At 59.7% G+C, this 15,252-nt stretch carries 9 protein-coding genes; 2 read left to right on the top strand and 7 right to left on the bottom strand.

Going from position 1 to position 15,252, the window contains the following annotated elements; genetic code table 11:
- Positions 1-9: 9 nt before the first annotated feature.
- The 5 genes from Q4577_RS13170 to Q4577_RS13150 form a co-directional block, all read right to left on the bottom strand.
- Complete coding sequence (locus Q4577_RS13170) at positions 10-1,497, bottom strand: sulfatase-like hydrolase/transferase (protein WP_303469685.1); 1,488 nt, start codon at positions 1,495-1,497, stop codon at positions 10-12.
- On the bottom strand, positions 1,498-2,430 hold the full coding sequence (locus Q4577_RS13165) for an NAD(P)-dependent oxidoreductase (RefSeq protein ID WP_303469684.1): 933 nt from the start codon (positions 2,428-2,430) through the stop codon (positions 1,498-1,500). It abuts the gene before it with no gap.
- 69 nt (positions 2,431-2,499) lie between these two features.
- Positions 2,500-3,984: a tripartite tricarboxylate transporter permease gene (locus Q4577_RS13160; RefSeq protein ID WP_244690544.1), complete on the bottom strand. Its 1,485-nt coding sequence runs from the start codon at positions 3,982-3,984 to the stop codon at positions 2,500-2,502.
- Positions 3,985-4,001: 17 nt separating this feature from the next.
- The gene (locus Q4577_RS13155) at positions 4,002-4,448 is read right to left on the bottom strand and encodes a tripartite tricarboxylate transporter TctB family protein (protein ID WP_303469683.1); all 447 of its coding nucleotides are present in this window, start codon (positions 4,446-4,448) and stop codon (positions 4,002-4,004) included.
- Between the two features lie 91 nt (positions 4,449-4,539).
- Positions 4,540-5,490 carry a tripartite tricarboxylate transporter substrate binding protein gene (locus Q4577_RS13150; RefSeq protein WP_303469682.1) on the bottom strand — a complete coding sequence of 317 codons (951 nt, stop codon included), beginning with the start codon at positions 5,488-5,490 and terminating at the stop codon, positions 4,540-4,542.
- 338 nt (positions 5,491-5,828) lie between these two features.
- Here Q4577_RS13150 and Q4577_RS13145 point away from each other — a divergent pair, with 338 nt between their 5' ends.
- Positions 5,829-6,524, top strand: a complete 696-nt coding sequence (locus tag Q4577_RS13145; protein ID WP_244690537.1) for a FadR/GntR family transcriptional regulator — start codon at positions 5,829-5,831, stop codon at positions 6,522-6,524.
- Positions 6,525-6,568: 44 nt separating this feature from the next.
- Positions 6,569-7,339, top strand: a complete 771-nt coding sequence (locus Q4577_RS13140; RefSeq protein ID WP_303469681.1) for an HpcH/HpaI aldolase/citrate lyase family protein — start codon at positions 6,569-6,571, stop codon at positions 7,337-7,339.
- 90 nt (positions 7,340-7,429) lie between these two features.
- Here Q4577_RS13140 and araD read toward each other — a convergent pair whose 3' ends face one another.
- Positions 7,430-9,172, bottom strand: a complete 1,743-nt coding sequence (araD, locus tag Q4577_RS13135) for an L-arabinonate dehydratase (protein ID WP_303469680.1) — start codon at positions 9,170-9,172, stop codon at positions 7,430-7,432.
- Positions 9,173-9,329: 157 nt separating this feature from the next.
- Positions 9,330-15,203, bottom strand: a complete 5,874-nt coding sequence (locus tag Q4577_RS13130) for a GEVED domain-containing protein (protein ID WP_303469679.1) — start codon at positions 15,201-15,203, stop codon at positions 9,330-9,332.
- Positions 15,204-15,252: the final 49 nt, after the last annotated feature.

Here is a 15,252-nt window from a genome sequence, read left to right as displayed (position 1 = left end):
CAAGCCCCCTCAGACCGGTGCGGGCGTGAACGGAATGTCGCGGGTCTTGTAAATCGCATCGGGCCCGCCGTTCAGGTCGATCACCGCCTGTTGGTCCGCAAACGCCTGTCGTGTCACCGCATCAGGATCACAGATCGCCCGCAACTCGCCCTCCAGTTCCGCAAGGATCGCGGCACATTCCGGGTCACTTGCCCTGTCGTGCACCTCGTCCCGGTCATCGGCCAGGTTGAACAATTGCGCCGCCGCGCCTGAGAAATAGACATATTTCCAATCCCCCTTGCGGATCATGAACACCCCCGTCGGGGCCCCCGCCGCATGGTATTGCACCAGGACCGCACGGTCCGGCAGCGCATGGCGGGCAATCTCGAACAGCGACTGCCCCTGATAGGTCGCGGCCTGCGTTTCCAGCCCGACAGCCCGCAACGCGGTGGGGGCCACATCAATCAAGGACACAGGCGTTTGCGCCACATGGTTTTGCGGCACCCCCGGCCCCGCCAGGATCATGGGCACAGCGGCGGAATCGTCATACATCACCGACTTGCCCCAATGGCCGTGATTGCCAAGATTGTCCCCATGATCAGAGCTGTAGAGGATGCCGGTGTTCTTGGCAAAGGGGCTATCCTCCAGCGTTTTCAGAACCGTACCGATCAGGGCGTCCAGCATCGTGACCATGCCGAAATAGGCGCGCAGGGCCCGGGCCCGGGATTCATCGTCGAAATGCCGGTCATAATCCATGAAGGTGCGGATCTGGACCATGGTCGGATGATCCGACGGCGCGGCACACAGACCTTGCGACAGTTCCTCCAGCGAATACCCGGCATAGAGGTCGTAATATTCCTGCGGTGCGATCAGCGGAAAATGCGGCATGACGAAACTGACGAAAAGCGTAAAGGGGCGGTCATCGCCACGGGCGGCACGCGCCTCTATCCACTCTCGCGCCTGTGCGGCAATCGCGCGATCATAGGCCTGATAGCTGCTTTCGCCCGGTCCGGCATCGGCCGCCAGTTTCGAGGTGTCCTTGCGGCTGTTGGTGCTCTGTCTGGCGACAATCGCCTTCAGATCGCCCTTGCCGTCGACGACGTGCAGCGGCAACAGCTCCTCGGTAAAACCATAGTCGTCGCCGCCGCGAAAATGCAGTTTGCCGATCGAGGCAACATCGACGCCATTGTCGCGCATGACGTGATGCCAGCTTTGCTGCGCGCCGGTGTAAGGCGTCGCATTGTCCCATGACCGCGTCTGATGCGGGTGCATCCCGGTCGCCAGCGCGGTGCGCGACGGCACGCAAATCGGGCTGTTGCAATAGGCGGATTGAAACCGGGTGCCCCCCGCGGCCAACCGATCAAGGTTTGGCGTCTGGACAATCGGATGCCCGTAACAGCCGGTGATACTGGCGTTATGTTCATCGGACAGAAGAAACAGAAAATTTTTCATGGCGTTGGTTCCATTTTCGGGCAGGTCGCGGGCATCCGGGTCGGGTTTGGTGGTGGCATGGCGCAATCAGCCATCTTTGACCGGGTCCGCACGACAGGACATCAACCGCTCTGGCATGCGGGTGATCGTGTCGGTCGGATCGCCGGCCCTGCCCATATCGGTCAGGCTGCCCAAAACCGCTTTTGACACATCCGCCCGCGCACCAAGACGCTCTGCGATGCGGACAAAATTGGCGGCATCCTTGCTGGCGGTGACAAAAGAGATGGTTTTTTCATAATTGTCGTTCAGCACACGCGCGCTCAGATCGTGCAGCTTGCTTGAATTGGCCATGCTGCTTTGCATCACCTCGACCAGCGTTTTCAGATCAATACCCGACGACATCGCCACCGAAAACGCCTCTGACAGTATGGTGTGGTTGGCCAATGTGACGGCGTTGTTGATCGCCTTGATTTCATGGGCGGACCCCAGCCCGCCTGCATGGATCTGCTTGGCCGAAAAGGCCGCCAAAACCGGGGTGCAGCGGGCGATGACCTCGGCCGGGCCGCCGACGATCAGCGTCACGGTCCCCTCCCACGCGGCCTTGCCCCCCAACAACATCGGCGCATCCATAAGCTGATGCCCGGCGGCCGATGCGCGGCCACCGATGGTGCGGGCCAGGGCGGGATCGGTGGACGAACAATCAATGAAATCCGTAGGGATATCAGCCAGCGACAACAGCCCCTCGTCCCCCAGATAGACCTGCTCCACCGCCGTTTGCGTCGGCAGGCATGTGATGACAGTCCGGCAATCCGCCACCAGACGGGACAGATCGGCCGCCGGTTTCACACCATAGGGTGCCAGATCGGCCACCGCCTGTGGCTGTGTGTCCAGCGCGTGCACCGTGAACCCCGCCTGCGCCAGATTTCTGGCAATGCCGCGCCCCATGATGCCGACACCAATCAGCCCGATGTTTTGATCCTTGGGGGTGTCGGACCGGGGTTGGGCGGCGGGCTCCGGCATAATGTCACTCTTTTGCATGGGGAACCTCAGTCGAAGGAAACGTGGGTGAAGGTACGGCGCATGGGGTGGCTAGGCACGGACCGCGGCCTGCGACTTGCGCTTCCAGAAGGAATACAACAGCGACGCAATGGCCAGCGCCAGAAAGATGGCCGAGATCGGGCGCGTAACGAAATCTTCCAGCCCGCCAAACGACATCAAGCGCCGGTAATTGTCTTCGATCAGCGGCCCCAGAAGAAAACCGATGATGAAAGGCGCCAACGGAAACCCCCCGCGATCCAGCAGAAACCCGACAAGCCCGAACACCAGCATTACACCAAGGTCAAAGGTCAGATTGTTGCCGGAAAAGACACCGGCCACACAGAGCGCAAAGATGATTGGTGACAGAATGCGGTTCGGAATCCGCGTCACCTTGGCAATATAGCGGCCAAAGGCCAGGAGAAAGATCATCATCAGCACGCTGCTGGCAAACAGCGAGAAGTAGATCGAATACACCAGACCCGAGTTGTTTTCGAACAGCATCGGCCCCGTGTCGACCCCGTGGATCATCAGCGCGCCCAACAGAATGGCCGTCGGTGGATCGCCCGGAATGCCCAAGGTCAGCGCGATGATCAGCGCCCCGCCAATGGCGGCATTGTTGGCGGCCTCTGATGCGATAATGCCGGGCACATGGCCGGTGCCAAACTTCTCTGGCGTTTTAGAGGCATTGCGCGCCTGCGCATAAGACACAAGACCAGCGACCCCGCTGCCCAGGCTGGGAATGACCCCGATGATCGTGCCAATCAGGCTGGAGCGGATGTAATTGGTGGTGTTTCCGACAATGTCGCCAAGCGGCGGATAGATCGGCCCGGAGTCCAAATGTGCCTGTGACGGGCGTTGGCTGTCAGAGGTGGTTTTCATCAGTTGGGACACCGCGAACATGCCGATCAGCATCGGCATCAGGCCGATACCGCTTTGCAGGTTGGTGTTGCCGAAATCAAATCGGGATATGCCGTCAACGGTCGACACGCCGAATGTCGCGATCAACATCCCCAGCAGCGCGGTGAACAGCCCCCGCGACAGCGTCTTGCCCGATACGGCAATCACGGCGGTCAGACCAAAAATCGCGACCGCCACAATTTCGGAGAAAAAGAACTTTACCGCAAAATCGGCCAGTGTCGGCGCAAACAGCACCAGACAGACGCCACTGATCACCGTACCGGCAAAGGATGCGACAACCGCATTGCCGATGGCCTGACCGGCGCGGCCCTGTTGCGCCATCGGGAACCCATCGGCCACCGTCGCAACCGCCGCCGGCGTGCCCGGCATGCGAATAAGGATCGCGGTCAACGCCCCCGCCGAAATGCCGCCGACATAGACCGCGACCATCATCGCAATCCCCTGATCCGGCGGCAGCGAATAGGACACCGGGATCAACAGGGCCAGCGCCATCGTGGCCGTCAGCCCCGGAATGGCGCCGACAACGATCCCCCCCACAACGCTTAGCCCGATCACAAGCAACATCATGGGCGAGGTGACAAGCGCAAGCGCCTCTAAAATAGCAGAATCTCCTGGCATCTCATGGTCTCCGAAGGCTAAAAAAGCTGCCCGCTGGGCAATTGGGTTTCCAGGAGAACCTGAAAGACAAGGTAGATGGCCGCCGTGCCCGCCGCCGCGGCAAAAAGGGCCTCACCGATCCGCCGCCGCGAGGTGTTTGCGCCAACGGCCAGATAGCCGAATGCAATGAACACCGGCGTCACGATCAGAAATCCAAGTATGGGCAGAGCCAGGACATAAAGCGCGGCCGCGCCAAACGCGAAGAAATGGCGAAACCCGATCGCCCCGGCGGATGCGCCGTCTGGATCCGGTTTGATGACCAGAAATACCGAGACCGCCAGCAACCCCGCGCACAACAGCCGGGGCCAAAATGTCGGCCCCACCACATCGCCCCATTCCGGTGTCTCGATACCGAATGAGGAAAAGATCAATCCCAAGGAAAAGGCAATGCCAACCAGGCCCACCCAACGATCGTAGTTGCTCATATTCACATGTTCCCGAAAACCCGGCGCGTCACAAGGATCTGACCGCCCCAAAGGCCACCCGAAGGGGCAGCCAAAGAAGGCGGCCAGCGATTTATTTCTCTTTCAACGAGGCACCGATGTCGGACATCGCAGCTTCTGTTTCGCGGATGTAATCCGTCAATCCATCCGCTTCGCGGTAGGACCAAGTGACACCGAGAGAATACATTTTCTTGGCAAATTCAGGGTCTTCGCCCGCTTCCTTCACAGCCGAGCAGAAGGTGTCAATGACGCTTTCCGGCGTTTCGGGCGGCACGACGAAAGCCAGGGAGTTGGCCATTGCCACATCGGTGCCGATCTCTTCGCCGACCGTTGGCACATCGGGCAGAAAATCCAAACGTTCATCATGCATGACTGCGACGATCTTGACCTGATTGCCGCGATGCGCCCCCATAAGCCCGGCAACCGGCGCGATGGTTGCCGGCACGTGCCCACCGATGACCGACGCAAGCTTGGCCGCGCCGTCCCCGACGTTGACAAGTCGAAGGTCGGCACCGGATTCGTTGATATAGGCCTGTCCGGCAAATTGCGCCAATGTCCCAAGCCCGATCGCCATTCCGACGTCGCCGGGGCTGTCGCTGGCCTGCGCGTTCAGCGCGCCCAATGTTTCAAGATCGCCGCCATCGCCGCGCACGGCAAGGCCCAGCACAAGCTTGGCAATCATGCAGGCGGGCACGTAATCGCCGATCTGTGGCCGGCTTTGCCCCAGCGCCATCGCAACCGGCAGATTGTCGGCATACATGCCGATTGTATACCCATCGGGCTTGGCCTTCATCGCCTGGATCAGGCCAACGGAACCGCCGGCGCCGTTCACATTGGTAATGACAACATCTTCGCCCAAGGCGGACTCAAGGTATTCGGCCAGCGACCGCACAATTGCGGTTGTCGATCCACCAACCCCAAACGGAATGATGATCTTCACCGGCTTTTCGGGGTATTCGGCCTGCGCCTGCGCGCCAAGACCGACAACTGCGGCTGCCAATGCGGCGGTAAATGTGGATCGCATTCTATTCCTCCCAATAGTTTTCAAGTAAACTAACAACCTTGTAGTTTGCTTATACAAATAAATCAACATGTAAAAATTCTTCAACCTGACGCGCCCTATTGCCTAGAGCGGCAGAAAGCTGAGTTTGCGCGTATCGCGACGAAAATCACCCAAATCCATGACATTATGGCGGTTTAAGGCGAGTTCATCGTTGTGGATCATGAAATTTTTACCTGAACCGGGATCAAGACTTGTAAGAATATGGAAAAACCTGTATTTTTCGATGGACGCGGGCAAACCTCCGGCTGGACACTGCCGCGCATCGCAACAGGTGTAGGCAACAGATGGGCGCACAGGGTATGACAGCAAACCGCGGATCTCTTAGCGATACGGTCTATGAGGCCCTGCACGAGCTGATCACCACAGGTGCATTTGCCGAAAATTCCCGCCTGCCCAGCGAAAATGACCTTGCCCTGGAATACAAGGTGTCGCGCCCCGTTTTGCGCCAGGCGCTCAGCCGTTTGCGCAACGAGGGGCTGGTCGAATCCCGGCAGGGATCGGGGTCTTTTGTGTCCAGACGGGCGACCGGCTCTATATCCTTTGGGCCGCTCAAAGATATTCAAGACGTGCGAAAATGTATGGATTTTCGCCGCGGGATTGAGTGTGAGGCCGCCGCACAGGCCGCAATGCACGGCACGGAAAGCAGCTTTGCAGAGCTTCACCGCACCCTGCAAAACCTGAAGGCCGCCAAAGTGGGCATGCAGGAAGGGCTGGAAGAAGATTTCGCCTTTCATCTGGCCATCGCGCAGGCCACGGGCAATCGTTTCTTTGTGATCACAATCGAAGCGATGAAACCGCAGGTGCTTTTCAGCATCAACCTGATCCGATCGCTCTCGTCCATGTCGGCGGCCCGCCACCGTGCGGATTCCGTGCAGGAACACGTACAAATTTACGAAGCAATTGCCGCGCGCGATCCCGAAAAGGCGCGCAATACCATGTCCGTCGCCCTGCAAAAGGGGATCGAGCGGGTTTTCGGGGCCAGCGGCACGCAATAGCCGGTCCGCCCGACCTGTATTCACAACATCAAAGCGAGGATTTCATGAAATTGGTCAAGAACCAGTTCGTCCACGGTATTGCCGCGGGAAACGCACAATGCGGCCTGTGGATTTCAATGTGCAGCCCCGTCGCGGCAGAGATTTCCGCTTGGGCCGGCTTCGACTGGGCATTGATAGACATGGAACATTCCGCAAATGATTATCTTAGCGTTATGAGCCAGTTACACGTTTTTGCCTCCAGCCCCACGGTCGCGCTGGTCCGGCCAGAAGCCAATGACCCGGTGGCGGTGAAACGTCTTCTGGATCTGGGGGTTCAGGGCCTGTTGTTTCCCATGGTGCAATCCGTCGAAGAAGCCAAAAGCGCCGTCGCCGCCACCCGCTATCCCCCGCATGGCATCAGGGGCGTGTCAGGTTCGACCCGCGCGAACAAATTCGGGCGCGTCGAGGATTATGCCGCGCGGGTCGAAACGGAAACGGCGGTTCTTTTACAACTTGAAACCCGCGAGGCGCTTGGAAAGGCGCTGGAAATCGCTGCGGTGGACGGGGTGGATGGTATCTTTTTCGGACCCGCTGACATCGCCGCCGATATGGGCCTTTTGGGGCGACCGCTGGACGATGCGGTCTGGGCCGAAATCTTGCCCGTCGCCAAAGCATTGATGGAAAAAGGTATTCCGGTCGGCACATTGGTCACCGATCCCGATTTTGCCGCCAAATTGATCGGGGAAGGATTCACATTCGTTGCCTGTGGCACAGATACCGGATTATTGGCCCAGGCGACCAGCGCCCTTGCAGAGCGGGTCAAACCCCGCCGCTAAATGACAACGCGACAGGGGCCAAACACCGCCCCTGTCGCGCTTTTCAGTATATATTTTGCAACCATACGGGCGTTGTAAATGCCCGCGCCGTCAATAGATGTCGGGTTCGCCCGCAGCGGCCCCAAAATCTCGTGACAGGAAATCGAAATCACAGCCTTCGTTCGCCTGATTGACATGTTGGGCGAACATCCAGCCATATCCGCGCTGAAAATTCGGCGCAGGGGGCTGCCATTCGGCCTTGCGCCGGGCCATTTCCTCGGCACTTATCATCAGGTCAAGTTGGCGGTTTTCCATGTCAAAATGGATCATATCGCCGGTCTGGACCAAGGCCAAAGGCCCGCCCACAAAGGATTCCGGCGCAACATGCAGAATACATGCGCCATAAGACGTGCCCGACATGCGCGCATCGGAAATCCGCAACATGTCGCGGTGTCCCTGTTTTACAAGTTTGTTGGGAATCGGCAGCATTCCCCATTCAGGAAAGCCCGGCCCGCCCAATGGCCCGGCATTGCGCAAAATCATGACATGATCCGGCGTCACATCCAGATCGTCGTCTTCCACCGCCGCCTTCATCTCGGGATAGGAGTCAAACACCAGCGCCGGCCCGGTGTGCTTGTAAAATTTCGGATCACAGGCCGCGGGTTTGATCACGGCACCGTCCGGGGCAAGATTGCCCCGCACCACCGCGATTGAACCTTCGGGATAGACGGCGGTATCCACCGTGCGGATCACATCGTCGTTGTACACCCGGGCCTCTTGCAGAGTATCGCCAAGTGATTGACCAGTAACGGTTTTCGCCTCAAGATCCAGCTTGCTTGTCAGCCGCGACATCAGCCCGGGCAACCCGCCGGCATAATAGAAATCCTCCATCAGATAGCCTTTGCCCGATGGGCGCACATTTGCAATTACCGGAATCTCGCGGCCCAGACGGTCGAAATCATCAAGCGAAAGCGCGATCCCCGCACGATGCGCCATGGCCAACACATGCACCACCGCATTGGTCGAACATCCCATCGCCATCGCGACGATAATCGCGTTGCGGATAGAGGAATCATCCAGAACCGCGGCAGGCGTGGTGTCGGACCACACCATTTCGGTGATCATGCGACCTGTTTGGGTCGACATCCGCTTGTGCCCTGAATCTGCTGCAGGAATTGACGATGCGCCCGGCAGGCAAAGGCCCATCGCATCCACAATCGCCGTCATGGTCGACGCCGTTCCCATGGTCATGCAATGCCCGTACGACCGGGCGATCCCGCCTTCGACACCGGCCCATTCCTTTTCACTGACCTTACCGGCGCGACGGTCATCCCAAAACTTCCAGGCATCCGACCCGGACCCAAGAACCTTGCCCGCATGATGCCCGCGCAACATCGGCCCGGCTGGCAGGAAAATCATCGGAATACCCGCCGTCAGGGCCCCCATGACAAGCCCGGGGGTGGATTTGTCACATCCGCCCATAAGGACAACACCGTCCAGAGGATGCGAGCGGATTGTCTCTTCCACCTCCATCGCCAGAAGGTTGCGATACAGCATCGAGGTGGGTTTGGTAAATGTCTCGTCAACGGAAATCGTAGGGATTTCAACAGGTAAGCCACCGGCCTGCAACACGCCCTTGCGAACATCATCGGCCCGGTCGCGAAAATGCATATGGCATGGGTTCATCTGTGACCAGGTGTTCAAAATGCCGATAATCGGCTTGTCCTGCCAATCCTCCTGATCCAGCCCCATTTGAAGCAGCCGCGACCGATGCCCAAAGGACCGCAAATCATCACGGTTAAGCCAGCGGGCGCTGCGCAATGTATCAGCGGGTTTTTTGGGGGTGTCGCGCATTCCGAAGTTCTCCATGTATCTCTTGCGGCAACTTGTCAGACGAATATCATGTCTTGTAAACACAATCTGAAAACCACACCCCTGACCGCTCAAAACGCATAAGGCCGCCCGTGGAAGGGCGGCCTTGCTCAATCTGTCGTGGGTCAGGTGGCCGCCCTCAGGGCGAGATCGCCACCTGAAAGGCCACCGAGCCTGTCGCGCCCGGCGCATGGGTGCCGGTACATTCCCAGCGCAACGACCCCGCATAGCCGGCGGTGTTGCTGGCTGGTTCCGCCAGCGTGCACACCACATCCGCACCCACATTCACCGGGCTGGGAACGGCCCCGGCCAGCGATGTATAGGGCGGCGTACGATCATGGATCACGATCTCGGCTGCGGGAAGATTGCCGGGGTTTTCCAGATAGATGCGGTATTCCAGCACATCGCCCAGAGTGGCCCCGTTGCTGACGCCTTCGGGCGTGCCTTGGGTGATGTTGCGCACGGTCTTGCGCAGTTGCAGACGCCCATCCGATCCTTCGACACGCACCACATCGGAGTTGCGAAGCTGTTCCGTCAGACCGGTGACCCCGTAACTCGTATCCGCCACCAGATCAAAGGCGATGGAGGATCCCGGCGCCGCCGCGGCCGAGGCCGTGACCCGCGCCACAAGACAGATGCGCATGCCCGCTGTCACGGCAACCGGCCCGCTTACCGCTGTCACCGGGGTGCCATCACAGGCGGTGTCATAAAACAACGCCACCGCAAACAGCCCCGGCGCGGTCTGCCCGATCACCGCTGTCGAGAATTGCACCGTCCCCTGGGCATCCGCAATATAATCGTGGCGCAGCGCGACAACCTGGCCGGCACGGGTGGCCGCCTGTTGGCTTTCGCTCAGCCGCGCGCCTTTGATCAAACCGAAGCGCAGATCGGTATAATCGGCGCCCTGCCCCGGCTGGAAGCTATAGCTGCCGTCCAGCGGATCCGCATTGACAAGACCCGGGGGGCTGCGCGGATCTTCCGACACCACCCAATAGCCTGTCGATGGGGTCACGGTCACAGTGACCTGATCGCTGAAACCTTCTGGCAGGGTCAGCGACCACGCCCCATCAGCGGCCACAACCGGGCTGCCGACCAGCGTGCCGGTGCTGTCAAAGATCTCGATCTTTGCCGCGCCGGTGCCGGGTTCATTTGCGTCCTGCACCCCGTCATAGGCCGTGCCGGTGCCGCCAACGCCGCCATGGTCAAGGAACACCACACCCGAAAGCGTCGCGCCGGTGCCGTCAAGCACCACGGTGGCGCTGGCCTCGTCGTCATCGGCCACCCCGTCGCCCAGATCATCGGTCAGCGCGCCAGTGGCGGGGTCGCTGTCGGGATCGGCCTGATCCGAGGCGATGATTTCGGCGGCATTGGTGTGATCGCCGGCGGCGCTCATGGTGACACGAATGGTCAGCGTTTCGGTCGCGCCATTGGCCACGTCACCCACCACCCAGACACCAGTGCCGCTGTCATAGCTGTCGCCCTGGGCGGCAGCATCATCAGAGACATAGGTGAAACCGCTGGGGATCAGATCGCGGACCTGCACACCCGTCGCCGGAGCGGGGCCATCATTGGTCACGCGCAGCACAAAGTCGACATCGCTCCCAACCATGGCCAGCCCGATGGGCGTACCGCTGCTGTCAAAGGCCGCTTTGGTCAGGGACAGATCGGCCTGGGGCGTGCCTACGCGAAAGCCAAAGTCCTGATCGCTGGTTTCGACCCCTTGGGTGACTGTGACCCCGGTGATCGGGTTCGTGGTCGAAACGACATGACCTGCGGGAATATCGGGATCGGCCTGATCGACCTCGATCCGCCAGGTCCGCGTCGCATCCACCTGGGCAAAGACATATGATCCATCCGCAGCGGTTTCGGCACTGCCGGAAAAGATGTCGTCCGAGATGTCGGCGGGCGTGCCGTTGTCATCATAAAGCTGCACAGTGATCCCCGCCGGAAGGGTGGGTTCGCCTGTGTCACGCGTGCCATTGTCGTTGTTGTCCTCATAGAGCGTGCCGGCAATCGACCCTTCGACAAAGACGGTCGAGACAAACGGCCCCGGCGCCCGACAAGAGGCCCCATCGTTGCCCTGATAGGTCAGATCCGAAACCGGGCCCTCCACCTCGATGAAAGAGAAGCTGGCCGGGCGGTTGCCTTCTTCGCCGACTTCGACGGCAAAGACCTGCCGCGATTGGTTGTCAAAGGCATAGAGAAAGCCCGAGCCATCAAACCACACCGAATCTGAATCGATCGAGAAGATGCCCGCAGGCAAAGGCACATTGCCCACCAGGTTGATCGACGTCGATCCGGGCGTTCCGCCCAGCGGATCAAAGGTATAGACGTCCCGGTTGGGGTCGATGAAATACATCAGCCCGTCGCGCGGATTATAGGCGATGTCGCGGCCATAGATGGTGTTCTGGCCGGTCTCCAAAACCCCCAGGTTCACCGGGTTTGACGGGTCCGAGATATCAAGCAGCTGATAGCGCCCGAAATTGCCCCCGACCATATAGACCATGACCCCGTTTGGCAGGATGTCAGAGCTGGCATCGGGGCTTTCGAGGCCCAGGGAAGACAGGTCCGCGACCTCGCGCACCTGACCGCCGGCATTGATCCGCATAAGACTGCGCGGGCTTTGCCGCACCCCATAGATATAGCCGTCCAGCTCGTTAAAGCCCCAACCGGTGACAAGATAATTGCCGGTGTAGTCAGGCGGCAGCAGATCTTGCGACAGGGTATAGGTTCCGCCGGATTCAGTGATCAGCAATTCGGACAGGGTCGGCACGTTCGAAGATGTTTCCGTTGCGATCATGTAAAACGTGTCGGAACATTGCAGCGGGCCGCTGGGGTTCGACAGGGTCACGCGATAATCCTCGACCTCGCCGTCAAAGTTCAAACCATCAAACGGGTCAGAGGTCAGCGCGCTTGAGGTCGACCACCGCACGCGGGCATAGGTGAACCCGCTGGTGATTGTGGTCGGCACGGCGATGTCCAGGCTGATCTGGTTGTTGAAACTGCCGTCGGTGTCACCAACCCCGCCATCGCGGTAATCGGTGGCCACCTGTTCGGACGGCTCGAATGTGCCGCTTTGGTCCCAGTCGATCCAGACCTGAAGGTTGGTGATACCGGACACAACAGGAATCCCCAGCGGCAGTTGCAGACTAAGCGTTTCGTGGGTTTGAACCGTCAGCGGCACGGTGGTTCCGGCCTCCAGTACGGGAAAGGTTGCGATGCTGTCCTCGTCGTCAAACCCGGCAAGGTCATCGGCATCGGCCAGCACGCTGTTTTGCGGATCGGTTTCCGTATCGGGCAGGCCCGAGCCAAGATAGATTGAGGGCACCACGACATGGCGCGGGTCGCCATAGCTGGCCGGGGCGTCGCCCCGGTCGACCAGGTCCGCCGCCGCGATGATCAACGAATAATCCTCGACCTCGCCGTCGATGGCGAAACCGGCGACCGGCGTGCCAATCAGGCTGGAATACCGAAACCGGGCATAGGTGGTCGATGTGGTGGCGTCCGATGGCACAGCCACGTCAATCTGGATCACGCCATCCCCGGCGACATTATCCGCGCCGGTGCCGTCATCCTGAAAATCCGATGCAATGCGTTCATCCAAGGTATCCTCGAACAGCCCGTCACCGTTGAAATCGAGCCAGGCCTGAAGATACCCGGCACCCACAACAGGCACGTCAACCGTACTGATCACACCCTGGGTCAGCACCGGAAAGATCACCGCATCTTCGTCATCAGTGCCAAGAAGGTCATCCGCCGTGGCGGTGGCGTCAGATTGGCTGATCGCCTCGATATCGGGCGGAATCGCCCCCAGATACAACGATGTCCCAAGCGCCACACCATGCGACGCGGGCAGATAGGTGACCGGCGCATCGCCAAAGTCGACGCCCAGCCCGTCAAACACCGCCACCCGGACCTTGGCCCGGTCGCATTGGGTCGGATCGACGGAATCGCAGAGCTCATATTCGATTTCATAGACACCGGCCGGCACATTTGGCGGCACAATCACCCGTCCTGCGTCGGCCCCTGCGGTTTCCAACACCGGCACGGGGTCGCCTGCGGTTTGGGAAATCGCGGGCGTCAGCACTTCGATTGTGGCGGTCGGAAAGGTTGCGGGCAATCCGTTGATCGTGTCGTTTGACAACACTTCCCCCGCCGTGCCCCCCAAAAGGGTGTTCAGCGGCGAAGCGGTGTAATCGTCATCCTGTGCCACCACGCTGGGCGAGACATTGGTGACCGCACACAACAGAATCGAAGACCCGCGCGATGCCGAATTGGTCGAGCTGCCGGTATAGCCGTGAATGAACTCGGCCTCGACAAAGGTGTTGTATTCATAGGTGGCGTAGTTGTCGAAGTTGGATTCGTTGGGTTCGTCCAGCCAATTGGTGGGGTCGCCCGTCTTGGCCGGGTCCATGGAAATGGCCTGGCCGCTTGATGGGAACCCCGCCAGGGGCGCCGTGTTGAAATGCGAAATCGCATCCGGCGCCAGCAATGGGCCAACCACATCCGAACTGTCATCATTGGTGCCGCGGCTGTCCACGTCCGTCTGTTGGATGATCACGCCATTGATGCGGCTTTGTTCGACCGCAATACCGTTTGGATTGGCTGCCGTGGCCGAACCGTCCTGAACCAACCGCAGGCGGTAATTCAAAAAGCCATCATCCACCGGCACCATCCGCGCCTCAAGCGAGGTTCCGACATTGACGTTGATCGCGTCATTGATCGAAGTCAGCTGAAACACCACATCCACATCGTTGCCGTTGATATCATTGGTGACATTATCAAACACAAAGATATCCGAGGTCGTCAGTGCGCCCGCGCTGCCCGATCCGGCCAATTGTGTCCGGGGTTGGGAAAAGACCGATTGCGGCGTACAGGTCTGGGGACCGGTGTTGTTGCTCAGGACGTTGGTGACAATGCTGGCGTTTTCCGGGTTCGATTGCAGCCGGGACACAAAGGGCTGGCCAATGCTGCCCACGCCGGCAGTGGCGGTGCTGTCGATGGCGCCGGTCAGGACATCGGCGGCGGTGACGGTATAGCTGGCAGTACAGGTGACCGTGCCCCCCGGCGCCAGCGGCGCGTCGATTGACGGACAGGTGACCGTGCCAACCAGATCGTCTTCGATCACCACATCCTGGCCGGTGTTGAACGGCAGTTCACCATTGTTGGTGACCGTATAAACGAATGTGATCGACTCGCCCTGAAGCGCCGTCGGCGGTGTTGTATTGCGGGCAAGTGTTATGCTTTGATCGGTGGTAAACACCACCTCGCCAAACAGGCCGATCCCGCGCGCACCAGGGTTGTTTGAGGTCGACGACGGATAATCGCGCACCTCGCCGATGCTTTCATCGTACCAGATTTCGATGGCCGATGTGTTGTCGGGATAGATTGCCCGAACCGTGCCGTTGTTGTTGTTGTTCGAGGTCGGCGACGTCACAAAAGGCGAGTCAATGAAAAGACATTGCGCTTCGTTTGCCAGCAATGGGCCGGTGCTGCCAGAACCGGCACCGGGGCCGACCACCACCGTTGGCGAGCTGCCAATGGTGGTCATGGTCGGATTTCCGTTGTCCCCAAACGCGGTGACAAAGTCGCAGCGGTCGCCGGAATTGTTGTTATCCGTTGAATCAATATCGAGAATGTCGATCTCGAGGTTGTCGACCGCAACCGCAATACCACCAGAGCTGGCCTCGACGCGGGCCGTGACCCTGCTTTCACCGCGCCGCGTTTCGCCCCTTCTGGCATCCGAAACGATAACCAGCGATTCGACATTGCCACCGAAAAATCCCAGATCATCCGGCGTATCGTGAATTCTCGTGCCATCGAAGAAGCTTTGCGTCAGACCGGAGATTTCGATCGTGGTATCAATTTCGAACCCGTATTGGTCGCGCAGGGTCCTGACCAGGGGCCCCTGCGTTCCTTCGGGCCAATCAAATGTGCTCCAATCAATGCCGAAATCGCCTGCCTGCGCCTCATAGGCGAAAGCAGACGTCAAAACCGCCGTAGCAAGTGCCAAACAGGCACCTCGGCGCTTGGACAACGATATAATCAATGAACCAACCTCG

It is taken from the genome of Marinovum sp. 2_MG-2023, assembly GCF_030548265.1.
Taxonomy (GTDB): domain Bacteria; phylum Pseudomonadota; class Alphaproteobacteria; order Rhodobacterales; family Rhodobacteraceae; genus Marinovum.
Note: the sequence above shows the minus strand (reverse complement) of the source record. Positions and strands in the feature narration are given on the sequence as shown.